Annotated in this window: 20 protein-coding genes and 1 other RNA gene; 7 read left to right on the top strand and 14 right to left on the bottom strand. The window is 34.1% G+C overall.

Annotated features, from left to right (window positions below; all coding sequences use genetic code 11):
* Window positions 1-9: 9 nt before the first annotated feature.
* The 4 genes from F7O84_RS14550 to F7O84_RS14535 all read left to right on the top strand — a co-directional run bounded on the left by F7O84_RS14550 (window position 10) and on the right by F7O84_RS14535 (window position 4,142).
* Window positions 10-693 (top strand): lysozyme, encoded by a 684-nt coding sequence (locus F7O84_RS14550; RefSeq protein ID WP_151146877.1) that lies wholly within the window; start codon window positions 10-12, stop codon window positions 691-693.
* Window positions 694-870: 177 nt separating this feature from the next.
* A complete protein-coding gene (rsmA, locus tag F7O84_RS14545) occupies window positions 871-1,743 on the top strand; it encodes a 16S rRNA (adenine(1518)-N(6)/adenine(1519)-N(6))-dimethyltransferase RsmA (RefSeq protein ID WP_151146873.1) in 873 nt (290 codons plus the stop codon).
* A 104-nt stretch (window positions 1,744-1,847) separates the two neighbouring features.
* Window positions 1,848-2,981, top strand: coding sequence for an HD-GYP domain-containing protein (locus F7O84_RS14540; RefSeq protein ID WP_192451777.1), 1,134 nt, complete (start codon window positions 1,848-1,850; stop codon window positions 2,979-2,981).
* Between the two features lie 129 nt (window positions 2,982-3,110).
* A complete protein-coding gene (locus F7O84_RS14535; protein WP_151146867.1) occupies window positions 3,111-4,142 on the top strand; it encodes a DUF6128 domain-containing protein in 1,032 nt (343 codons plus the stop codon).
* Window positions 4,143-4,151: 9 nt separating this feature from the next.
* Here F7O84_RS14535 and F7O84_RS14530 read toward each other — a convergent pair whose 3' ends face one another.
* Both F7O84_RS14530 and F7O84_RS14525 read right to left on the bottom strand, forming a co-directional pair.
* Complete coding sequence (locus F7O84_RS14530; protein ID WP_151146864.1) at window positions 4,152-4,700, bottom strand: GNAT family N-acetyltransferase; 549 nt, start codon at window positions 4,698-4,700, stop codon at window positions 4,152-4,154.
* A 13-nt stretch (window positions 4,701-4,713) separates the two neighbouring features.
* Window positions 4,714-5,409: an anaerobic ribonucleoside-triphosphate reductase activating protein gene (locus tag F7O84_RS14525; protein ID WP_151146861.1), complete on the bottom strand. Its 696-nt coding sequence runs from the start codon at window positions 5,407-5,409 to the stop codon at window positions 4,714-4,716.
* A gap of 162 nt (window positions 5,410-5,571) precedes the next feature.
* Between F7O84_RS14525 and tadA the strand changes: the two genes are divergently transcribed.
* Complete coding sequence (gene tadA, locus F7O84_RS14520; protein WP_151146858.1) at window positions 5,572-6,057, top strand: tRNA adenosine(34) deaminase TadA; 486 nt, start codon at window positions 5,572-5,574, stop codon at window positions 6,055-6,057.
* 76 nt (window positions 6,058-6,133) lie between these two features.
* Here the strand turns inward: tadA and F7O84_RS14515 are convergent, their stop codons facing one another.
* Together F7O84_RS14515 and F7O84_RS14510 are read right to left on the bottom strand one after the other, a co-directional pair.
* A complete protein-coding gene (locus F7O84_RS14515; RefSeq protein WP_151146855.1) occupies window positions 6,134-7,639 on the bottom strand; it encodes a permease prefix domain 1-containing protein in 1,506 nt (501 codons plus the stop codon).
* The gene (locus F7O84_RS14510; protein WP_151146852.1) at window positions 7,611-7,964 is read right to left on the bottom strand and encodes a PadR family transcriptional regulator; all 354 of its coding nucleotides are present in this window, start codon (window positions 7,962-7,964) and stop codon (window positions 7,611-7,613) included. Before F7O84_RS14510 ends, F7O84_RS14515 begins: the two co-directional genes overlap by 29 nt.
* Before the next feature lie 195 nt (window positions 7,965-8,159).
* On the opposite strand from F7O84_RS14510, the gene ffs reads away from it, so the two are divergent.
* An RNA gene (gene ffs, locus F7O84_RS14505) (signal recognition particle sRNA large type) lies at window positions 8,160-8,421 on the top strand.
* A gap of 230 nt (window positions 8,422-8,651) precedes the next feature.
* Here the strand turns inward: ffs and F7O84_RS14500 are convergent.
* From F7O84_RS14500 to F7O84_RS14480, 5 genes are all read right to left on the bottom strand, one after another.
* Window positions 8,652-10,052 carry a sensor histidine kinase gene (locus F7O84_RS14500; protein WP_151146848.1) on the bottom strand — a complete coding sequence of 467 codons (1,401 nt, stop codon included), beginning with the start codon at window positions 10,050-10,052 and terminating at the stop codon, window positions 8,652-8,654.
* A gap of 1 nt (window position 10,053) precedes the next feature.
* The gene (locus F7O84_RS14495; protein WP_151146845.1) at window positions 10,054-10,755 is read right to left on the bottom strand and encodes a response regulator transcription factor; all 702 of its coding nucleotides are present in this window, start codon (window positions 10,753-10,755) and stop codon (window positions 10,054-10,056) included.
* 81 nt (window positions 10,756-10,836) lie between these two features.
* Window positions 10,837-11,043, bottom strand: a complete 207-nt coding sequence (copZ, locus tag F7O84_RS14490) for a copper chaperone CopZ (RefSeq protein ID WP_151146841.1) — start codon at window positions 11,041-11,043, stop codon at window positions 10,837-10,839.
* A gap of 68 nt (window positions 11,044-11,111) precedes the next feature.
* Entirely contained in the window at window positions 11,112-11,816 is a 705-nt protein-coding gene (locus tag F7O84_RS14485) for a hypothetical protein (protein WP_151146838.1), read from the bottom strand.
* Between the two features lie 3 nt (window positions 11,817-11,819).
* Window positions 11,820-14,306: a heavy metal translocating P-type ATPase gene (locus F7O84_RS14480; protein ID WP_151146836.1), complete on the bottom strand. Its 2,487-nt coding sequence runs from the start codon at window positions 14,304-14,306 to the stop codon at window positions 11,820-11,822.
* Between the two features lie 265 nt (window positions 14,307-14,571).
* On the opposite strand from F7O84_RS14480, the gene F7O84_RS14475 reads away from it, so the two are divergent.
* Window positions 14,572-14,943 (top strand): winged helix-turn-helix transcriptional regulator, encoded by a 372-nt coding sequence (locus F7O84_RS14475; protein ID WP_151146834.1) that lies wholly within the window; start codon window positions 14,572-14,574, stop codon window positions 14,941-14,943.
* Between the two features lie 19 nt (window positions 14,944-14,962).
* Here F7O84_RS14475 and F7O84_RS14470 read toward each other — a convergent pair whose 3' ends face one another.
* The 5 genes from F7O84_RS14470 to F7O84_RS14450 form a co-directional block, all read right to left on the bottom strand.
* The gene (locus F7O84_RS14470) at window positions 14,963-16,897 is read right to left on the bottom strand and encodes an urease accessory protein UreH domain-containing protein (protein ID WP_243140907.1); all 1,935 of its coding nucleotides are present in this window, start codon (window positions 16,895-16,897) and stop codon (window positions 14,963-14,965) included.
* 184 nt (window positions 16,898-17,081) lie between these two features.
* Window positions 17,082-17,924 (bottom strand): aldo/keto reductase, encoded by an 843-nt coding sequence (locus F7O84_RS14465; RefSeq protein ID WP_151146832.1) that lies wholly within the window; start codon window positions 17,922-17,924, stop codon window positions 17,082-17,084.
* 60 nt (window positions 17,925-17,984) lie between these two features.
* Window positions 17,985-18,662, bottom strand: coding sequence for a YoaK family protein (locus F7O84_RS14460; protein WP_151146829.1), 678 nt, complete (start codon window positions 18,660-18,662; stop codon window positions 17,985-17,987).
* 36 nt (window positions 18,663-18,698) lie between these two features.
* The gene (locus F7O84_RS14455) at window positions 18,699-21,842 is read right to left on the bottom strand and encodes an AAA family ATPase (RefSeq protein ID WP_151146826.1); all 3,144 of its coding nucleotides are present in this window, start codon (window positions 21,840-21,842) and stop codon (window positions 18,699-18,701) included.
* Window positions 21,839-22,993, bottom strand: coding sequence for an exonuclease SbcCD subunit D (locus F7O84_RS14450; RefSeq protein ID WP_151146823.1), 1,155 nt, complete (start codon window positions 22,991-22,993; stop codon window positions 21,839-21,841). The genes F7O84_RS14455 and F7O84_RS14450 overlap by 4 nt, the downstream gene beginning before the upstream one ends.
* Window positions 22,994-23,200 lie beyond the last annotated feature (207 nt).

Raw genomic sequence — 23,200 nt, 5'->3', positions numbered from 1 at the left:
GGTAATATTATGAGAGCAATAAGCAATGAAGGAGTACAGTTAATAGCAAAGTTTGAAGGCTATCGATCAAAAGCGTACAAAGATGCAGCAGGTATATGGACAATTGGTTACGGCCATACAGGATATGTAAAGTTCTATGGTGAAAATGTATGCGCTGATATGACAATTACAAAAGAGCAAGCGTTAGAACTTTTAAAAGATGATTTGAGTAAGGCTGAAACAGAAGTCAACAAATATTACAGTAGATATACATGGAATCAAAACGAATTTGATGCACTGGTAAGTTTTGCATTCAATGTTGGTAGTATAAATCAGTTAACGGCAAATGGAATACGTTCCAGGAGCGTAATTGCGGAAAAAATAGTATTATACAACAAAGTAGGAGAGAAGATTGTAGCAGGTCTAACGATACGTAGAGAAACAGAAAGGGAGTTGTTTTTAACAGCAATAAATAATACTTCAAGTAAAAAAGTATCCTCTATCAAAGCAGATTGTGCTACTACGGATTCTACATTTCAAGTTAAAGTTACTGCAGGCGCATTAAATATTAGAAATGGACCAGATACAAGTTATGCTATTGTCGGCAGTATTAAAGATAAGGGTATTTATACAATTATGAAATCAGAAAATAACTGGGGATATCTTAAGAGTGGAAAAGGGTGGATTTGCTTAGATTATACGAAAAAGGTGTAAAAACAAGTATTTATATACTTTTATTTTTCATATATATTGCTTTTCCCAATTTTGGACATTATAATGTGGTAGTAAATTTATACTGCAAATAATGACGAACAAAAGGCATTACATTGACTTTTTGCTCACATTGGGATAGCATAAACTATAAACGTTACAAGGAGAAATTAAAACCATATGGAAAATAAATTAGGTAACCCTAAAAATACAATTGAAATTCTAAATAAATATCATTTTGTATTTCAAAAAAAGTTCGGTCAAAATTTTTTGATTGATACGCACGTTCTAGACAAGATTATTGATTCCGCGAATATTACAAAGGATGACTTTATTCTAGAAATTGGTCCTGGAATTGGAACCATGACACAGTACCTTGCAGAAGCAGCAAAGAAGGTAGTTGCTGTTGAAATAGATAAAATGCTAATTCCCATTTTAGAAGATACACTAAGTAGTTATAATAATGTTTCTGTCATCAACCAAGATATTTTAACGTTAGATATCAATGCGCTTGTAACAAAGGAAAACGAAGGGAAGCCTATAAAAGTAGTAGCAAATCTTCCATACTATATAACCACACCAATTATTATGGGACTATTTGAGAATCAGGTTCCAATGGAAAGTATCACAATTATGGTACAAAAAGAAGTGGCAGAACGTATGCAAGCAAATCCAGGAAGTAAAAATTATGGAGCACTTTCTTTGGCGGTACAATATTATTGTGAACCTTATATTGTTGCAAATGTTCCACCTAATTGTTTTATGCCAAGGCCAAGTGTAGGCTCTTCTGTGATACGCCTTACCAGACATAAAATTTCAACAGTAGAGGTAAAGGATGAACGTTTGATGTTTCGATTGATTCGTGCTTCTTTTAATCAAAGAAGAAAAACACTGGTAAACGGATTAAATAACGCAACTGACATTCCGTACAATAAGGAAGAGATTGTAATGTGCTTGGAAAAAATGAATCTGTCTCCAAATATTCGAGGTGAAGCACTCACCCTACATCAATTTGCCGAGTTAAGCAATTTATTAAAAAACTTTAAAGAATAAAACAGTAAGTTGAAATATTTTGTGTTGTATAATATACTCAAAATAAGTATAAGTAACTAATGGGTAAGAATTTTACAAATGAGAATATTTCATGGGGTAGGCAAATGATAAAGACATTAAAAATTGAAAATCTAAAACCTGGAATGATAGTTGGAAAAGACATATATTCTTCATCCTTTGATAGACTTATAGCTAAGGAGAATTCTGTTCTTACAACACAGGGAATTAATAGATTGATAAGGTATTATGTAAGAGAAATATCCGTTAAATTTCCAGAAGAAATAAAGAATGAGAATGAAGATAAAAGGTGGAAGGCAGATTTAAAAAGAGAAGTGGTGGATGAAGAAACACAGACCACGAATCAAACTTCAGCCGAGAAAATGAAGCAGTCAGATAGCTTTAAACAATTTTATAAGACATTTAATGAATCATTAAAGGTTACAGAGAAAGTCATGGATGATATTGCATTTCGTGCAGCAGAGATAAACAGTACTTTAATCGATACTATGATTGATCGTGTTGTGAATGTTAGTAATAATGGAATTTTTATATTTGATATGCTTCACTGTATGAGAGAATTAGATGATTTAACCTATGCCCATTCTATGAGCGTTGCTCTCATTTGCAAAGTGTTTGGTGAATGGCTTCATTTGCCAAAAGCAGAAGTAGATGCATTGAAGATGGCAGGTTTCTTTCATGATATCGGAAAAGTAAAAGTACCAAGAGAAATTCTTTGTAAAAAAGATAAGCTTACACAATCGGAATATGAGATTGTAAAAAAACACACAGAATTTGGTTATGATATACTAAAGAATAAAAACATAGATGAACGAGTGATTATGGCGGCCTTGATGCATCATGAAAAGTGTGATGGCTCGGGATATCCCAATCATCTAGAACGTGACCAAATTGATGAATTTGCAAAGATAGTAGCAATTGCAGACTCCTATGAAGCTATGACAGCAAATCGGTGTTATAGGGAAGCACTTTGTCCTTTTACAGTAATTGAAGAATTTGAATTAAATGCTTTGCAGCATTATGAACCTAAGTATATTCTTCCGTTAATGGAGATGATTGCACAATCATATATTGGAAATAATGTAGTGCTAACCAATGATGTAGTTGGAGAGGTAATTATGTTAAATAAGCATAATTTAGCAAGACCAATTGTCAGAACTGCTGCGGATTATATTGATTTATCGAGAGAGAAATCCTTAAAAATAAAACAAGTCATTTGATAAAAAGACTTTTACAAAACTAATTTGCTTTTGTAAAAGTCTTTTTTTAGATTGAAATTAAGTAACGGTTCTTTTTAGTATGTGGAGAGAATATAATACTTATATAATTTAAAACAGGAGGGCAAGTCCGTGTCTGAGTATCAAAGATTTGTATCATACATATATTTATATGATAGAGGAATCAAAGTAAAAAACTCAGGATTTGCAAAAATAGAGTGCAAAGATAATATTCTTAGGATAAAAATGAACTTAAAGGGAGTTTTTAATAACATTTATGAAAAATGGACTGTTTATTTGCTGGTAGAAGAAAATCAAGAAATGCTAGGGATTTACACAGGAGATTTAAAAGGAAAAGGAAACAGTGCAGAATTTCAAGTGGTTTGCTCAGCCGAAAATCTAAATAAAACCACAAAAAGTTTTCAGGATGTAAAAGGACTTGCTGTAATTTCCTCTGGAAATAAGAAGTATGCAACCTTTTGGAAAGAAACAAACATCACCATTGAAAGTTTCCGAGAGTATACAGAAGAAAAAGACAAAAATCAAAAACGTATATTGAATTTTCGAACCGAAAAAAAGCAAGAGAACAAATACCTAGAAGCAATGTCTGTGGAAAAGGAAGCAAAAGAAAAAGAAGAAAAATCTGTAAAAAAATCAGAAGAAACAAAGGTGCCAGAGAAAAAGTTAGAAAAGGTATTAACAACAGAAGTAGTTGATATGGTTGAGAAACCAGAAGAAAATCACTCCCAATCGAATCTAACAATAGAAGAGGCACAAAAGATTTCTGAGTTTGAACCAGAACCCAAGATAGAATTAGAAGTTAATTTAAATGAGAACTGGAATAAATTAATACAACAATACAAGAGCCTGAATCCGTTTTCTGACCAAGATATAGAGTGTATACGAATTGAGCTTAAAGATTTAAAGATTCTTCCAAAATCTCAATGGGGACTTAGTAGCAATAGTTTTGTATTACATGGATTTTATAACTACCAATACCTGATATTGGGAAGAATAAAAGAGAGATTTATCATTGGTGTACCAGGGATTTATTGCAACAAAGAAAAATTAGTAGCAGGTTTATTTGGGTTTAATGATTTTAGACCAGCGCAGGTGTCAGAATATAAAACAGGAAGGTTTGGATATTGGTATAAATACCTATAACTCATTCAACTAATCATCATTCAATAAAGAATACTGTTCATGATCTTGCCAACGATCCTGAATGTAGATGCTCTTTCGTGCAATCCCTTCGAAGGTAAAACCGACTTTCCTTATTAATCTTTGAGAGGGTATGTTATCAGGCATAATATATGCATTGATTCGATGGAGTTTACATTCTGTAAATATAATTTCGATTATCTTAACAAGGGCTTCGAAAGCATAACCTTGATTATGGTGATTCTTATCAAATTTATAGCCAATGCTACAACTAGAGTAGATATATGGCTGAATATTCGAAAAAGATATGGTTCCGATAATTTTATCGGGATCTTCTTTTTTAAATACCCAAAATCTTACACTTTGCATCTTGGTCATAGCGGTGTATTCACAGGCTAATAGTGCCTTTTGATAAGCTTTTGTATAAAATTTATCAGGTCTTGCTGGTTCATATGGTTCAAAAATATCTTTATTATTGATGTAGAAATCAAGAACCTCTTGCGCATATCCAGTATGAATAATCTGTAGTATTAATCGGTCTGTCTCACAATAAGTTAACATAAAACGATCTCCTTTAATCTATGCCTCTGATTTGAACTTGTTTTACATATCTAGATAAGTGTTTTTGAAAAGCGAGTAGCTCTTCTTTTTCAAAGCCATGATAGATAGGGTTTATTACATGTTCCGTTTCTCTATAATTTTGTATATAAAAATTACGACAGCCTTTCACCCATTTTCCCATCAAATCAATATCCTCAAAGGTATGAAGTTCTTTTACTAAAGTAGAACGAAATTCATAAGCTGTGTTTGCGCTCATAATGATATTGATGGATTCGTTAATTTTATTAAGATCAGTCTCTGCTAATCCGGTAAGCTTAGTATAATTTTCGGGAGAAGACTTAATATCCATAGCAATATAGTCAATTAATTTTTCGTTTAGGAGACCGCGTAGAACCTCTGGACGGTATCCATTTGTATCTAACTTAACAAGGAGCCCTAGATCTTTTATTTGTCTAATAAAATAAGGTAGATCCATAGCTAAGGTTGGTTCGCCACCTGTAATGCAAACACCTTCTATTACATTTCTTCTTTTTGCTAAATGCTCTAATACAATGATAGTAGGGATGACAGGCTCTTTTTGCGGACATAATACAAGTCCTTTGTTGTGACAGAAGGGACAACAAAAATTACACCCACCTAAGAAAATGGTAGAAGCAAGATGTCCAGGATAGTCAAGAAGAGTCGTTTTGTTAAAACCGTGTATTTGCATATTTTTGCCCTCGTATGTTAAAATTGAATGTAAAGAAACAAAATGTTTGATAAGGAATTATATTCAATTATATCGCAAATAGACATATAAAAAAACTAAAACTTCTGTTTTTATGAAAAGAATGGAAAATTATTGATTTATGAATATAAGGTGGACTAAAAGATGACTGTGAATGAACAATTTATGAAAGAAGCGCTGAAACAGGCCAAGAAAGCACTAGCCATTGAGGAAGTACCAATCGGTTGTATCATTACCTATGAAGGTAAAATTATTGCAAGGGCCTACAATAAAAGAAATACAAAAAAAAACACATTGGCACATGCAGAGCTTTTGGCAATTGATAAGGCAAGTAAGGCGATGGGTGATTGGAGGCTAGAGGGGTGTACCATGTACGTAACACTGGAGCCTTGCCAGATGTGTGCTGGTGCAATTGTACAATCAAGAATAGATAAAGTAGTGATAGGTTGCATGAATGCAAAAGCAGGATGTGCAGGTTCAATACTTAATTTGCTCCAAATGAAGGAGTTTAATCATCAGGTTGAGGTAGAATATGGGGTTAAAAAAGAGGAGTGTGCCAATCTTTTGCAATCTTTTTTTAAAGAGCTTAGAAGTCAAAAGAAGTTAAATAGGAAATTAGTTAAAGAATAACATAATAGCAGATATAAAAATGGCATTGCCTTTCTAGGAAAAAGCAGTGCCACTTTTATGTATTATATGTTTGTGATTAATTTTTAGGTTGAATGGTGCCTATGAATAATTTATTTCGCCTTCCTTTTATCATATTATAATTGTCTTCCGTTGTGACTTTGTCATAACGGTAAGCAGAGCAGGCTAAACCAGCTAAAATCATATTAATAGTAATACTGCATTTTCCTTCTGAAATAAATGGAAAAGTGCAAAACCATCCTAATTGGTATCCGATATTGCCAAGTACATAAATGATTACCTGTGTACTTAACGCTATAACGCAAGATAATGCCATAATTTTTCCCATATTATTATTTATTTTTTGAATCATACGGAATAATACCCCGTAGGCAGTTAATATGATGCTGATCAAAACGAAGAATAGAAACCATCCATATTTTAAAATCCAGTATGCCACCCGATAATTATTATGATAATGCAGAGGGAGAATATCTTCTAATATAATACCGTTCTCTGAAGCAAATTGCATCCTATATTTGATATCAGTATCACTTAAGTCATCAAAATACCATTTCCCTGTCAGATAGTTTACAGACTCCTCCTCACTAAGAGAAATTGGACCTATAAACTCAGCTTTGCTTAAGAGCTCTCTTATTAAAATACTGTTATAAGCATCATCCCAATAATCACTTGCTACTCTTTCGGGATAGATAAACTGTTCAAACTCAGACTTAACGTCCCCAAGAAGGGATATGATAAATATAGTTATTACAACCCCCAAACTTACAAGATAAGTAATAATCTGGTATCTCTTTGTTTCTCCAAACAATTTTTTGATAATCATATATAAAAAGGATGCATACACCGTAACGATGAAAATTATATTTGCAGCAATAAGGTAATCACTCAAAAACGTGACGGAGGATGTGATTAGAATAAAGGCAGTAATAATTGTAGTTAAGAGGATGGGTAGATGCTTCTTTTTTCGGTTAAAATAACTAAAGCCGACAACAAATGGAATACAAAGTATTCGCAAGGCAAATGCCAATGATGTATTCAAGAAAGAAATCAAGCTATAATTTTCAAAATATACACTTACTAGTATAAACAAAAAGTATAAAAGCAAAACACTTAATAAAGCATATAATATTTTTTTACAATTCTTAGCAAAAAATTGATAACCAAAATGGTAGGTAATTAATAAAATAATTACGCCGAAAAAGAAGTAGAAAAGGTCAGTGTAGCGTATATAAAAACCAGAAGAAACTTCAGTTCGAATGGTGCCTATCATACCAATTACAGTTAAGGCAATAACAAACAATACGGATAACGAGTTTTTTTGTACTTTACGAATCTCATTTAGCTGGATTCCAACTTCCACAGCATCACCCATAGCGGCAAGAGCCTTACGCCAGGCTTCTGGACCATGAATTCCATAATGTTCATATTCTTCCTTTCTATCTTCTATATGAGCGGCCAGCTCTTTTCTTATTTCATTTCGTATAGGCTTATATTGAATTTGTTGTGTAACATCATCTAAAAATGAATTAACTTCATTCAATGCCCCATGCTGTTGTTCCATATCCACTACCTCCAATCACAAGATTTACTGCTTTTTGATAAGTATTCCATTCAGTTGCTTTGTCTGCTAATAATTTCTTGCCAGTGTTGGTAATGCGGTAATATTTACGAAGCCTTCCATTTGGAGCTGTCTTTTCATAACTTTCAATAGCTCCAGTAGTCTCTAGATTATGTAAAACAGGGTATAAAGTTCCTTCTTTCAATGAAAAGACATGATTGCTTCTAAATTCTAATTCCTTAATCAGCTCGTAACCGTACCTATCCTGTTCTTCTACTAATTTAAGCAACATCATGCTAATGCTGATGTTCATAAGTTTTTTATCCATATTCCCTCCTATACCTATATAATCTAGGTATATTATACATAGATTATATAGGTATGTCAAGCAAATAGAATTATTAAGACAGCTGCACTTTTTATTAAAGACATATAAAAGATAGGTTCAAGACATTGACAAACAAAAGCAAAAACGATATAATTAATGTCTTAGAATTAAATTTTTAACTATGTCTTAAAATTTCCACGCAGCTGGGGAGTTAGCGGTGCCCTGTACCTGCAATCCGCTACAGCAGGAGTGATATTTTGCCTAGGGTATTCTATTGTAAAGCTGCCCTATATAAGTGATGTTGACGTTTGGGTCTTGCGCAACAAAAATCTATGAATCGTGTCAGGTCAGGAATGAAGCAGCACTAAGTAGAACCTTTTGTGTGCCGCAAGGTCGCCTGAGCCGAGTTAACTGTATAGGTAACGTTTATGGTAGATATTCGAAGCAAGATGCGTGGATTAAAATAAATAAATGAAATAGACAAAGAAGTCGTTGCAAAGCAACGGCTTTTATTATTACTTTAATATAGTAGAATCTATCAAAGGCGGTAGTTCTATATACAATTAAAAGGAGCCGGTATCTGTCAATGGGGACAGGTCCTTTGTTCAAACCGCTAAGCGGGCCGGCTCCATTTAAAACAAAATAAATAGCCACATATCTTTCAAAATGAAATATATGGCTATTTATCTATAATAAAACCAAATCTTCTTCTTTTGGAAGTGTAACGATAAAACGGCTTCCCACGTCTACTTTACTTTCGATAGAAATAGTTCCATTATGAGCAGCTATAATCGATTTTACAATTGTAAGACCGATTCCCGCTCCACCAGTTTTACGATTACGAGATTTATCTGTTCGGTAAAAGCGTTCAAATATTAGTGCACTTTCTTCTTTTGAAATACCAATCCCAGTATCTTCAACAATAATACAAGCACTTTTTTCTTGTGATTTGACTTCTAAGCAGACCGTTCCGCCATCTGGCGTATATTTGATTGCATTTGACAATAGATTTGTTACAACTTGGCTCATTCGATCTTTATCCGCGTAGATTAAAACGGCTTCCCCTTTTACGAGAAGTGAAAGGTTTTTCTTAGCCGCTTCAGCAGAGAAATTAGATTTTATTACGTGAATCATTTCAAGCAAATCAAAATGTGTTTTATTTAATTTTAAGTTGTCACCTTCAATTTTTGCGAGTCGTTCCAAATCTGCAACCAAATTACTGAGTCTTTTTACCTCTTCTAAGCAGTTACCAAGTCGCTTGGGTGTAATTTCCCATAGCCCTTCAATCATTGCCTCCAAATAGGAACGGATTGCAGTTAGGGGGGTACGAAGTTCATGTGCAACATTGGTTGTTAATTGTTTTCTTAGGTTCTCTTGACTTGCAAGATTGGTTGCTAAAAAATTAATAGCGGATACGAGATTATTTAACTCCTTTGTTTTAGTCTCGCTTTCAAAACGTATGTTGTAATTTCCATTTGAAATATGTTTTGCAATTTCAGCCGTTTTCGTAATAGGACGCGATATTTTACTTGCAAGAAACCATCCCACTAAAAGTGAAAAAGCACATGAAACCACACCAATAATAAGGATAACGGTATTAAAAGTATTTATAAATTCAAAATCATTTTCACTATAAAAATAAGGGCCATAATAACGAATGGAAACAGCCCCAATTTTTGCATTATTATATGTTAAGTCATACGTATGGTTTGTAAAACTTCCGTGGCTTATTCTCTTACTCATTCGCTTTGTAATATCCTCCATAATTTGTTTGCATAGAGTCATGTCATGACTTTCTGCGTCCCAAATAACTTCGTTTGAAGAATTATATATGGTTAATAGATAACCATCATATAAGGAATACATACCGATGGTGTGAAGATAATCGCTCTTCCAAGTTTGAGAGTTCTTATCATATTGATTGCTTAAATCAGTGACAATATAGGAACTTCTAGTTTCTTTTTGGTTGGTAATATATGTTTCAAATTGCTTGTTAACCATAATATTTGATAAAAGGCTAATAAAAGATACAGTAACCAAAACAACAAGAATAATGGAAAGGGATAATTGCGTACGAAGACCTCGCATCTTATTCACCTCCAAACTTATAACCTAGACCATGTACGGTTACAACATAGATTGGATTCTTAGGATCATCTTCTATTTTTTGCCTTATATTTTTAATATGGCTATCAATGGCTCTGTCATACCCTTCAAAATCATTTTTTAATGCCAATTCTATTAACTCTTCTCTGGTAAATACTTTACCAGGATATTTAATTAGGGCTGAAAGTATGTTCCATTCTCTTGGTGTAAGCGTGATTTGATGTCCTTTTTTTTGAACGATATTTTTGTTAAAATCAATCATTAAATCACCATGCCCCCAAGAATTTCTTGCGGACAATGGAATGAGGTCATGCTCACTTCTTCTAAGTACTGCTTCGATGCGTGCAGAGAGCTCTTTTAAACCAAAGGGTTTGGTGATATAATCGTCAGCTCCTAAAAATAAACCATCTACAATATCCTCCTCATCAACCTTAGCAGTAAGCATAATAATAGGAATACGCGATTTTTTTCGAATGGTTTTGCAAACTTCTTCACCCGATATATCAGGAAGCATCAAATCCAAAAGAACCAAAGAAAAATTGTTTTTATCAAAAAGCTCTAAGGCTTGTTTGCCGTTTTCTGTAAAGGTTACCTGATATCCTTTACTTTCTAAAAGGGAACATACAACTTCTAATATCATTGGCTCGTCATCAACAACCAATATATTTTTAAGCGTTTTATTCATGATTTAATCACTCCAATACATATGTTAAAAGAGAAAGAGGAGCTGAAAGATAACAGCTCCTGTGATTAGAATTATTTGTTGTTAAATAATATCATATCCTTGATCTTCTATTTCTAACTTAATTTGCTCCAAAGTACTTTTGCTAGAATCATATTCTACCGCTACTGTTTTTGCTCCCAAATCAACGGATACGTCAGCCACTCCAGATAATGCACCTACTGCATTTTTAATAGCTTTAACACAATGTTCACATGACATTCCCTCTACGTTTATAATTGATTTTTCCATGATTCATCGTTCCTCCATATCTTAATTATATTTATTATAACTTCATTAACCTAAGTGATAATACAAGTTTATTTTAAGTCAAAAGGCTTTAAAAATTTGTATACATTCGTTGCTTTTCCACTCATTCCATCGTTTACAGTGGTATAAACCCAACCTTCTACCTCATCAGGATTTACGCCTGCCTCTATCAGAGAATCTGGATTTAGTACAAATACAATATCTTTATCCTGAGCTTCTCCTGAAACAGTATTTTTCTCCAAATCCTTTGCCCATTCAAACATATTTCCGTCCAAAAGGCTTACATTGTAATGATCAAGTGCAGTATGATATCCAATTGTCTTTCGATACTTATCTACGATTTGCTCAAAAGAGGCAAGAGGAGAGGATTGCCCTTCATCAGTTGAGGCATCATTACCAAGCTTGGTTCCTACCAGTAGTTTATTGTCATAAAAGGTATAGTTATCAGGTAACTTCTTTGGATCAAGTCCTGCCTTGATAAATGGTGTAGCGTCTATTTCAAGCATAATATCATAAAGTGGACTTTCGCTGTAGTCTTTACTCCAAATGAATCGTACCGAATTATCAGGGGCGGCAAGAGACCAGCCTCCATTTAATTCATCTACAGTAATCTGATCCGGTATTGTTTGTAAAATCGTATCAAAAGCTGGAATGGATTTTTGCCCAATTACATCAAGGCTTGAACAAGCTGCTGTAAAAGCAATTATCAAGGTAATAGCACAAATTAGTCCAACTGATTTAATTCTTTTTTTCATTTATTATACACCTACCTTTACTTGGTGTGAAGCCTTAAATCGTTTTAATCGTAGAGCATTGGTTAAAACGGAAACTGAGCTTAAACTCATGGCAGCGGCTGCAAAAATAGGATTTAACAAAGGTCCTCCAAATAAATGCAACACACCAGCCGCGATTGGAATACCAATTACATTGTATCCAAAGGCCCAGAATAAATTCTCTTTGATGTTACGAATTGTCTTTTTACTTAATTGGATTGCAGTTGGTACGTCCATTAAATCAGAGTGCATTAATACAATATCAGCAGATTCCATGGCAACATCTGTACCAGAACCAATGGCAATACCAATATCGGCTTGTGCAAGAGCAGGAGCATCATTGATTCCATCTCCAACCATGGCAACTTTAAGGCCATCCATTTGAAGCTTTTTCACTTCGTTTGATTTATCTTGTGGCAATACTTCCGCTAAAACGCGGTCGATACCTACTTGCTTTGCAATGGCAGCCGCAGTTTTTTTGTTATCACCTGTAATCATAGCAACTTCGATTCCCATTTTGTGTAGGCTTTCAATGGCTGCTTTACTACTAGGTTTTACAACGTCTGCTACGGCAATAATACCAGCTAGCTTTCCATCAATTGCAACATACATTGGAGTCTTTCCCTCTTCGGCAAGACGATCGCTATCTGTTTCTAATGCAGATAAGGAAATATTACGTTCCTCCATTAGTTTTCTATTACCAGCTAAAACAAGAAGCGAATTAATCTTTGCTTCAATGCCTCGACCCGTAAGTGAATTAAAGTCTTCAACAAAAAGGAGGTCTAACCCTTTTTCTTTTGCCCCATTTACAATTGCTTGGCCTAGAGGATGTTCCGAGCCTTTTTCGGCGGAAGCGGTTAATTGAAGCAAATAATCCTTATTTATTTCACCAGTTGCAAGAACGTCTGTTACGGTAGGCTTTCCTTCCGTAATGGTTCCAGTTTTATCAAAGACTATGGTATTTATTTTATGGGCGGTCTCAAGTGCTTCTCCACCTTTAATTAAAATTCCATTTTCAGCTCCTTTTCCAGTTCCGACCATAATTGCGGTAGGAGTGGCAAGTCCTAGAGCACAAGGGCATGCGATTACAAGTACTGAGATAAAAATGGTTAGAGCAAATTTAATATCTCCACCTGATCCAAAATACCATGCAATACCAGAAAGCAATGCGATGATACATACAACAGGAACAAAATATCCAGAAACAATGTCAGCCATTTGTGCGATAGGAGCCTTTGAACCTTGGGCGTCCTCTACTAATTTAATAATTTGTGCCAATGCGGTGTCACTGCCGACTTTTTCAGCTTTAAACCGAATGGTACCAGTGGTATTTAATGATGCAGTATAGACTGGATCGCCAGATTTTTTATCCACTGGCATACTTTCTCCAGTTAACATAGATTCATCAATTGAGGTATGGCCTTCTAATACCGTTCCATCAACTGGAATTTTAGCACCAGGTTTTACCACAATGATATCTCCAATTTCCACTTCGTCGATTGGAATTTCTTTTTCCTGATTATCTTGTATAATTATGGCTGTTTTAGGTGCGAGTCCCATAAGTTTTTTAATCGCTTCACTGGTACGACCTTTAGAAACTGCCTCAAGTGATTTTCCTAGTAATATCAAGGTAATGATTACCCCTGCTGTCTCATAATAAAGAGCATCAACTGCTTCAAAATGTCCAATTGTAATCTGCCAGGTATTGTATAAACTATAAATCACAGCGGCTGTTGTTCCGATTGCTATAAGCGAATCCATATTTGGGCTTCTTTGTAGTAAGGCTTTAAATCCAATTGTATAGAATTTATAACCAACCATAATAACAGGAGCCACCAGTATTAACTCAATTAAAGCATATATCAAAGGAAACTGCATAGGATCAATCCCTGCTGGAAATGGTAGTTTAACAACTTTAATCATTGGTGCCATCGCAATATATAACAATGGGATAGAAAAGATTGCAGATATAATGAATTTTGTCCATAGTAATTTAATTTCTTTTTGCTTTCTAGCTCTGTCTTCATCTGCAGCATCTTTTTTATTTATTTCTAACGCCTTGTATCCAATTTTTTCAATTGTTTCCTTTATTGTAGAAATCCTTACTGTTTGCGGATCATAGGAAATAGTTGCCTTTTCTGTAGCAAAGTTAACGGATACATTAGCGATACCATCTAGTTTCTGAATTCCTTTTTCAACTCGTTTTGCACAAGCTGCGCAAGTCATGCCGCCGATTGGAATGGTTATATTGCTGGAATTTGTTTTTTCCACAACTTCATAACCTATTTTAGCAACGGCATCCTTGATTGTTGTGAGAGACAAGCTGTTTTCATCATAAGATACAAACAGTTTTTCACTTGCTAAATTTACACTTGCTTGCTCAATTCCCGAAAGCTTTCGTACTGTTTTTTCGATTCTTTGCGCACAAGCTGCACAAGTCATGCCTCTTATATTTAAAACTTGATTATCCATATAGGGTCACCTCACTCATAAATTTATTTGTAATGAATGACTCATTACGTGTTAATTGTATCAGCTATTATTATTTTTGCAAGTATGCACTTTTTTGTGATATACTATACAAAAGGATAGTAAGAATATGTTATTTATAATTGTTACCAAAAAGTAAATATTGACAGCGCATAGAATAAATGCTACCTTTAGGAAAATAACTATATATAAAGTAAGTATATTTAAATATAAAAATAAATAAATCTGCAATAAAGGAGGAGTTTAATTGAAAAATAAATGTCCAGAGTATCATTGTCCTGTTGACACGACTCTTAATTTAATTGGTGGCAAATATAAATCGCTTATTTTATGGCATTTAATAAATAGTACGTTACGGTTTGGTGAACTAAGCAAATTAATTCCACAGGCAACACCCAAGATGCTTACACAGCAGTTAAGAGAGCTAGAGGAAGATAACCTAATTATTCGTACTGTATATCCTGTTGTTCCTCCCAAAGTAGAATATAAGCTGTCCGATTTAGGTAATAGTATACGTCCAATTTTAGAAACCATGTACTCATGGGGCGCTGATTACTTAAAACAAAATGGACTTAAAGCTAGTTGTTCCATGACGCTAAGAGAAGGCGGGAAAGAATAAAAAGGTTCCCTTTCTTACATTAATGGCAACTAGGTGTACTCGTTTCAGATTCAAAGGTCTCTTGTGGCCAAATAAGCGTTTGAAAATTTTTAACTTCATCTTGTATTGCTTGGGTATCTATGTCGTCTAGACGCTCAACAACCTTCACATACCCATAAGCTGTGTTATCTGCGTTTGAAAAATCAAAATCCTGCATTGGATAAAGATAAAGCGGATTTTCTGCTTCATTTAGAGGAAGCTGTTTTTTATAAAGAGGAACTTGTAAATTAAAATGATTGGCTTTTGTTGCTTGATTGTCAATGATCCACTCTACTTCTACGCCTGACTGTACCACAATAACAGCAGGTTTAAATCCTTCATCCGTTAATTCAATGGTTACTTGTTGATAACCATCTTGCATGGTTGCAACCGCAATATCATCTGTTGGTATGTTGTACCCCGCAGGCACTGGTTTAAGTAAAATATCATCGGTTAAAGAAGAAGCGGAACTTTCATCTTCACCTTCTTTGGTAGTAACAGTATCATCGTACGAATTACCTACATCTTCATTTGAATCTACTACAGTGATTGAGCTACGAATCATTCCCATCCAACAACTATAAGCTACTTTTCCTGTTTTAGTAGGAGTGAATTCAATGATGTTTTCTCCTGGTTGAAATTCATAAGAAATATTATATTCTGGAATTAGAATCTTGTAGTTACAGCCATTGATACTTCCGTCTGGAGCAGTAATCGTCCATTTGACAGGTGTATTTGCCTGTACAGTAATGGCAGGATATCGACCAGAGGAAAGTGTACTTTCTACAAGCTGTACGCCATCTTCTATTTTTATTGAGTCAGTTTTCCCTGAACTGTCGTTGGAAGCACTTGGAAGTGCGACACTTATTGATACTCCTGATAAACTAAAACCTTGGGATATCATGGATAAACCAAGAACCACGACTAGGACAGCCCCTACCGTCATAATCTTTTGAGTAAATTTTTTACTAAGTAAAGAGCCTAATGCACCAAGACTAAACATAAGTGGAACAGTGCCTAAGCTAAATAAAAACATAGAAAGCGCACCCGTTAATGGATTACCTGTAGAAAGTGCATATATTTGCATAGCCTGTAGTGGACCACAAGGCATTAATCCATTTAATAAGCCTACCCAAAAAGGACCATGGCTTAAAGACTTTTTATGGTTTATTTTGCGAGCAAAAATGCGAGGCATTCTTGGATTAAATTTACGTAGCCATGGAAATATTCCTAGCATATTTATTCCCATGATTATCATAAAGATACCTGCGATAAGTTTTAATACCCCTTGCATGGTGTTGGAAAAAGTAAAAACCATACCAAGGGCCCCTACCAAGAATCCAACAATTGTATAGGAACAAACTCTACCCAAATTATAAAGAAAAGTTGGTCTTAAGGAAGATAAGGGACTTATATCCTTGGTTATTGATTCTGATTTTGGAATACATTGAGATAAGTTAATACCTCCACACATAGCCACACAATGTACAGACGTGATTAAACCAATTACAAATAACATTCCATAACTCATATTTGTTTGCGCCAATTGGCTTGGAACTAGGAGATTAAGAATCCCAAACTGCTGTAACAGAATGTAAAGTGAAATGATTATAATCATCAGTCCAATTGCCTGATTGGTATCTGGTGTTTTTTTGCTACTATCTGGTAACACTTCATAATCCATTTTATGAATCATAGCAGTTATATCCTTTAATGATATAATGTCTGTATCATAAGTAATATCTGCACTACCTTCGTTGTAACTTACTCTTACACTTTTGATTCCAGCTGTGTTTCTTAATTTTTTTTCAATCTTATTTTGACAGTTTACACAAGTCATTTTCCCAATTCTAATTTTTTTTGATTTAACGCCTGCTTCTATTTTTCTTTTTATAGGTGAAATCTCGCTATTTGATTCAAAAATTTTATTTTTCAATCTGATTTCCTCCTTTCGAAATTAAAATAATCATAGCGAATAGATATGTAGAAGTTATGTTGATTTACTATTTTTTTGTGATTATTAAAATTTAAGAGTTTGAAAATAAATGATTCATTTTGATTTTATATAGGAAAAAAATAGGTATATCAGGAACTTAAAACGATCCTGATATACCTATTTTTTAGAATTCTTCATAGCTTTCTGGATTTTGATTACGAATTCTTCCATCTGGTTTAGTTAATTGATTTATGGTATTTATTTCTGCTTCTGAGAGACTAAAATCAAAAATATCAAGGTTTTCAAGTTGATGTTCGTTAGAAGCAGCCTTTGGAATTGGTAATGCACCAATTTGAATATGCCAACGTAAAATCACTTGAGTAGGTGTTTTCCTATGGCAGTTTGCTATTTGAACAATCGACTCTTCTGTTAGTAGGCCTCTGCCACGCTCTAAAGGACTCCAAGATTGTGTTATGATATGGTGCGCTTGATTCCATTCAATCATATCCAGTTGATTAAAGTATGGATGCAGCTCAATCTGATTAATCGATGGGGTTACTCCTGTTTCATCTATGAGTCTTGTAAGATGTTTGGGCAAAAAGTTACACACACCAATGGATCTTACATATCCTCTTTTCTTGGCTTCTATTAAAGCTTGCCATGCTTCAACATATTGATTGGTAATTGGATTTGGCCAATGAATCAGGTATAAATCATAGTAATCCAAATCAGCACGAAACAAGGATTCTTCAATTGTTTGAATTGCTTCTTGATAACGATGATGGCGTCCAGGAAGCTTAGAAGTAATGATTAATTGATCTCTTGTAACACTGCATTGTTTTACTGCTTTTCCAAGAGCACCTTCATTTTCATAATTAAACGCAGAATCCAAAAGTCGATAACCATTTTCTATGGCCTGCGTGATAGAACTTACACCGCTTGAACCATTCAAACTATACGTACCAAATCCAATCGCGGGTAACTTAAGTCCATCATTTAGAGTTCTTTCGAAGTTGTTTACTGGCATGTGACCTTCTCCTTTCATGGGTGACTACTAAAAATTTCCTTGTTTCTTATTATGATATACCTAATTTTCTTTTCTTACAAGCATCCATACAAATCCAAACAATAATAAAAGTGAACTTATCAGTATTGCTTTTTCTGCCCATATGTTTACAAAGAAGTCTCCTACGATTGCGCCAATTATAAATACAGTAATGATACCAAAGTAAAAAAAACTGTTTTTTAAAGCTGTTTTTTCTTTTGAGGTAATATAATCACATAGGGCTTGTGTTGCGCAGCGAAGATTACCAATGCACATAGTAGTAGCAATACCGCTGCCGTTGACAGTTCGAAAACTTTGAACCTGTGCACCGCAGGCAAAAGAGGTAAGGCTATTTGCAAGTAAGTTAAAATCTTGAGGTATGAATGCCACAAACAATAGTATAAAAGCTTCAATGACTAAGGTGATTTGCCTCCAATGTATATTTGTTTGCTTACTATATTTATATCGTACAATTTCAGCAGTTATAATTCCAAAAACGAAGGCTAAAACTGGAAATAAGTATCGCATAGCATGAAGTAAATTACCGGTTGATAAGTTTACTCCAAATAATAAAAGATTACCAGTTTGAGCATTTGCAAACACTTCACCGCGACACATATAGGAATAAGAATCCATAAAGCCGCCAGAAAGAGTAAGAATAATTGCCAAAGAAAGAGAGTCTGATGCATCGGATTTTTTAATTAGCTTAAATTGTTTCATGTTAATCACCTGATTTTGTAAATTGTTAAATTATTATTATGTAAGGATTCGAATGTTGCTTCCAGCTTTGTTTTTTTCAATTACTATTTGTCGATCGATTCGCTCTTTTAGTTCGCTTACATGAGATATAATCCCTACGAGTCGGTTGCCTGAGGCAAGTCCTGCTAGAGTTTGAATTGCTTGCTCTAATGATTCAGCGTCTAAAGCACCAAAACCTTCATCAATAAACAAAGTATCGATTTCTACTCCACCAGCATAACTTTGTATGACATCAGATAATCCTAATGCCAATGCAAGCGAAGCCTTAAATGATTCACCGCCAGAAAGCGATTTTACCGAGCGGATTCTTCCAGTATAATAATCCATAACATCAAGTTCGAGCCCTGTTTGAGAGCGAAGGTCACTGGATTCTTCTCTTCGTAATAATTCGAATCTATGGCTTGTCATTATTTTTAAGCGCTTGTTTGCCTCTATTAGAATCTGATTAAAATAAGAGGCTTGTACATATTGTTCAAAAGCAATTTTTTGCTTTCCAGACAACTCTCCATTTGCAGTTTTTGAAAGATTGCTAATGGTAAGATACTGAGTCCAAAGTGCACCTATACTGTGAAGAGATTTATCCAAAGCCTTTGCAATCGGCTCGTTTGTTCCAAGGCGGGTTGCATATTGCTGTATTAAGGCTTCTAATCTATGTTTTTGATGTTCAAGAGTTATCTTGCGTTCTTCTAGTAATGTGATGTCTTGTTTTTGTTTATCTTTTGTTTCATTCATAAGCCTTTGTATATCTAGTTCAAGGGTCTTTCTATTGTTTTCATATTCAAAAATAAAATCTTTTAATGCCTCTATCTGTTCATCCTCAAGCAAATAATCATGGTAACTTTCAATTGAATCAAAGTTACATGCAGAAAGTTCCTTTGTAAATAGAACGTAGGCTTGTTCTTTTAATAAATGTATTTTTGCAAGTCTAATCTGGTAATCCTCGAATAAACGTTTATTGCTCTCCAAAAGATTCTTAAGTGTATGGAAGGATTCTTCTGCCTTTTTAAGGCTTGCTTTTAACTCATTTAATTGTTGAGTGCATGTTTGAATGAGTAGGACTACTTGATTCTTGTCTTCGTATTCTAGCGAGCTTTTTCTCGTTTTTAGTTCACCTTGTTTGATTGAAAGAGTGGACAAGAGATTTGTTTTGGCTTGTTCTAGCTCTGATTTTTTTAGGTTTAAATCATGCAGTGTTTGTTCCAAGGTTGATAGCTTTTCTTTGCATTCTTTCTTATAGTTAATTTGCTTCTTAACTTCAAGAAATTCCAATTCATTTGCATGCTTCTTGTCTTCTATATGAATCAATTTGTTGTCTAGCTTTTCTAATAAATCCTCTAAAGTAATAGTAGTGTCAAAATCAGGAAAATAAGTAAGGGCATTGTTAAACAGATCCTCTTGCCTCATATTAAATTCCTTTTTCTTTAGCTCAAAAGCTTTACCTAATTCCACCAGATTCGTTCTAGTATCTTCCATAGACTCTTTTAGAAGATTAAGTTCTTCTTCTTTTGGTGCATTCTCAGGTAATACAGCTTTTTGAGGATGCTCTTTGGAACCGCATACAGGACAAGCCTCTCCCTCTACTAGTGATAAAGCTAATAATCCCGCTTGATTACGATAAAATGCAATTTCACATTGTGTATATCTTGAAGTTGCAGACTTATATTCGGCTTCTAAAGATAAATATTTTTCTTCCAATAAAGAATTTTCTTTTTCAAGTGTTACAAGGGTTTTACAAAGCGTAATCAACCTTTTTACTTCATTTTGTGCGCTTGTTAATTGCTCCTGTTCTTGGGAGCAAACAGAGGCCTTTACTTCAACCGATTCCAAACGATCAAGGACATTAGATAAATTCACCTTTTGTTCTTGACCTTGTAGTATTTGCTGGTCAATATGGTTTGATTTTGCGAGTAAGGTCTTTTGCTCTTGTTCTAATTGAGCTAACTCGGCTTGAACTTTACCAACCAAATCATAGTTGGAAAGCATTTTTGTGTAGGAATCAATTGATGTAGCAAGCTGTTCACGAACGTTATCCTTACTTTGTTCTAACTGATAAGCAGCAGTGGCTGTTTCAAGTTCTTTTTCTTGTAACTGTATTTGAAGTGTGAGGTTTTTTAAATCATTTTGTAAGGATGCCTCGTTCTCCTTCTCTTTTAAATAAGAAGATTCTAGAGGGTGTACTTTTAATCGTGCTTTTTCTGCATTTTGTAAGATTTGCTTTTGGGAATGGTATACTTCTTTTTTTTCGTCGAGTAAGTTCTTATTTTGGGTAGCTGTTAACAGGGCATCAAATGCTTGATTTACATAACGAGCATTTGTAATTTGTGTAATCAAGTTGGAGAGATTTAAATTTAGCTGAGTTACTTCCTTGGTAAAAGAATTCTTTTTTTTAAAATCACTTTCTATTAACTTGGTTAACTCAGAAAGGATTTCCAAAGCGTTATGAATATCCGCTTTTTCAAGTTTTGAGTTCAGACTCTCACCGGATTCATCCGTAGGACAAGAGATAAAAGCAATCGAAGACATAATACTTTGTTCTAACGTTTCGCATGCTTTTTTTGCTTCTCGCTCTCTATCCTTTAGGATATGCTGTGTGTTTTGATAAAGCTGTGTTTGAAACACACGACGAAAAATATCTCCTCTTTCCTTACTGTCTGCAAGTAATAGTGCTAAAAACTCTCCTTGTGCAATCATAGCAATCTGTTTGAATTGTTTATAATGAATTCCCAAAAGATCAATTATTTTCGCATTTACATCTCGATATCCTGTCACAACATCATTGTTGGGTAATTGTAAGATGGCATCTGCACTTTCGGTAGTATAACCATCACCATTTTTTTTAGGACGCTCATACTTTGGATTCCTAGTTATGGTATAGATTTTATTTTTATGTAAGAAAGTAAGTTCAATATAAGTTTTGGTATCAGGAGATGCAAAATCACTTCTAAGGGTATCTACAGTTCTTGTAGTGGTACTGGTTTCTCCAAATAAAGCAAAAGAGATTGCATCAAATATTGTGGTTTTTCCAGCACCAGTATCTCCAGTTATTAAAAATAATCCCTGATTGCCCAAAAGATTAAAATCCAGTGTTGTTGCTTTTTTATAAGGTCCAAAGGCACTCATTATAATTTTTAAGGGTTTCATAAGCTGTTCTCTCCTGATTGTAAAAAGATGTCTTCCATTAACTCCTCTTGTTCTTTGGCAAGTTCACTATTGTTTTGCATTTTATAAAATTCTGAAAATAACGTTAAAGGACTTCGAATGGAAAGTGCGGATAAGTCATAATTGATACTCGTGGTGGCTGCTGTTTGTGTCTTACTGTTCTCGTAATCAAGTCCCATAATATTTGGATAAACGGCTCGAAGTTGTCCAATGGCATCATACAACTCTTCTTCATTTGTTAAAGTAGCATAAATATAATCATACATTCCTTTGGCATCCGCTTTTCCAAGCGCAATCAATTCCTCAATAGGTCCTTTTATTTTTCTCATATCATGTTTGGGTGTAAGAGGAATAAGATTTGTGGTAATCTCTCCCTTGTTTTTTATTTCAAGTACTACAACAGATTTTTTTTGGTGTACCTCTGAAAAAGAGTATTTCAGTGGAGAACCACTATAGCGTATGGTATCACGTCCTATTTTTTGTGGACCATGTAAGTGGCCAAGAGCAACATAATCAAAATCCTTAAAAGCAGAGGCATCAATTTGGTCAAGTCCACCGACTGAAATATTCTCAGAATCAGATCGCTCTGGTTGTATGGAACCATTAATAATAAATTGATGAGCCAATAATATGTTTCGTTTTGAAGTATCAACTGAGGTGGTTTGTATTACTTTTTTAATTGCTTCATCATAAGTATCAATGGGTTCAGCAAAAAAAGGTCTTAACATAGCTGGTTTAAGAAAAGGAAGCAAATATATACGTATTGCCCCATATTCATCTGTTAGCTCAAAAGATTCTAATGTTCCATGAAACATACTAGTGATATATAACTTGTTTTTATGTAAAAGTTTACTACCAAAATTAAGGCGTTCGGGTGAATCGTGATTACCGCTAATAACAAATACAGGGATATCTAAGTCTGTCAATGATGTCAGAAAATAATCTAGTAGTAGTACAGCCTCTGAAGAAGGCTGACTTTTATCATATATGTCTCCAGCAATCAAAATCCCATCTACTTTTTCATTGATTGCAATCTCAATCATTTGTTCTAATATAAATCTTTGATCTTCTATCATACTGAATTCGTTTACTCTTTTACCAATATGTAAATCAGAAATATGCATTAATTTCATGCAGGCTCTCCTATCTTTTTCAAAACATAGTTGTGTCATTTATTTAACTTTATTATACCTGTTAATATAGAGTAATACAAATAAATTAAAATGTTGGTAAAATTGGTACTTTATACCTAAATATTCAAAAAATATTGTAAAGGCATTCTATTTTCTATATAATGTTTATAAAAGTCGAAATTGGTAAAAAATAACAGAATAAAAGGA

This window comes from Candidatus Galacturonatibacter soehngenii (genome assembly GCF_008830185.1).
Taxonomy (GTDB): Bacteria; Bacillota; Clostridia; order Lachnospirales; family Lachnospiraceae; genus Lachnotalea; species Lachnotalea soehngenii.
This window is presented reverse-complemented; position numbering and strand designations above follow the sequence as displayed.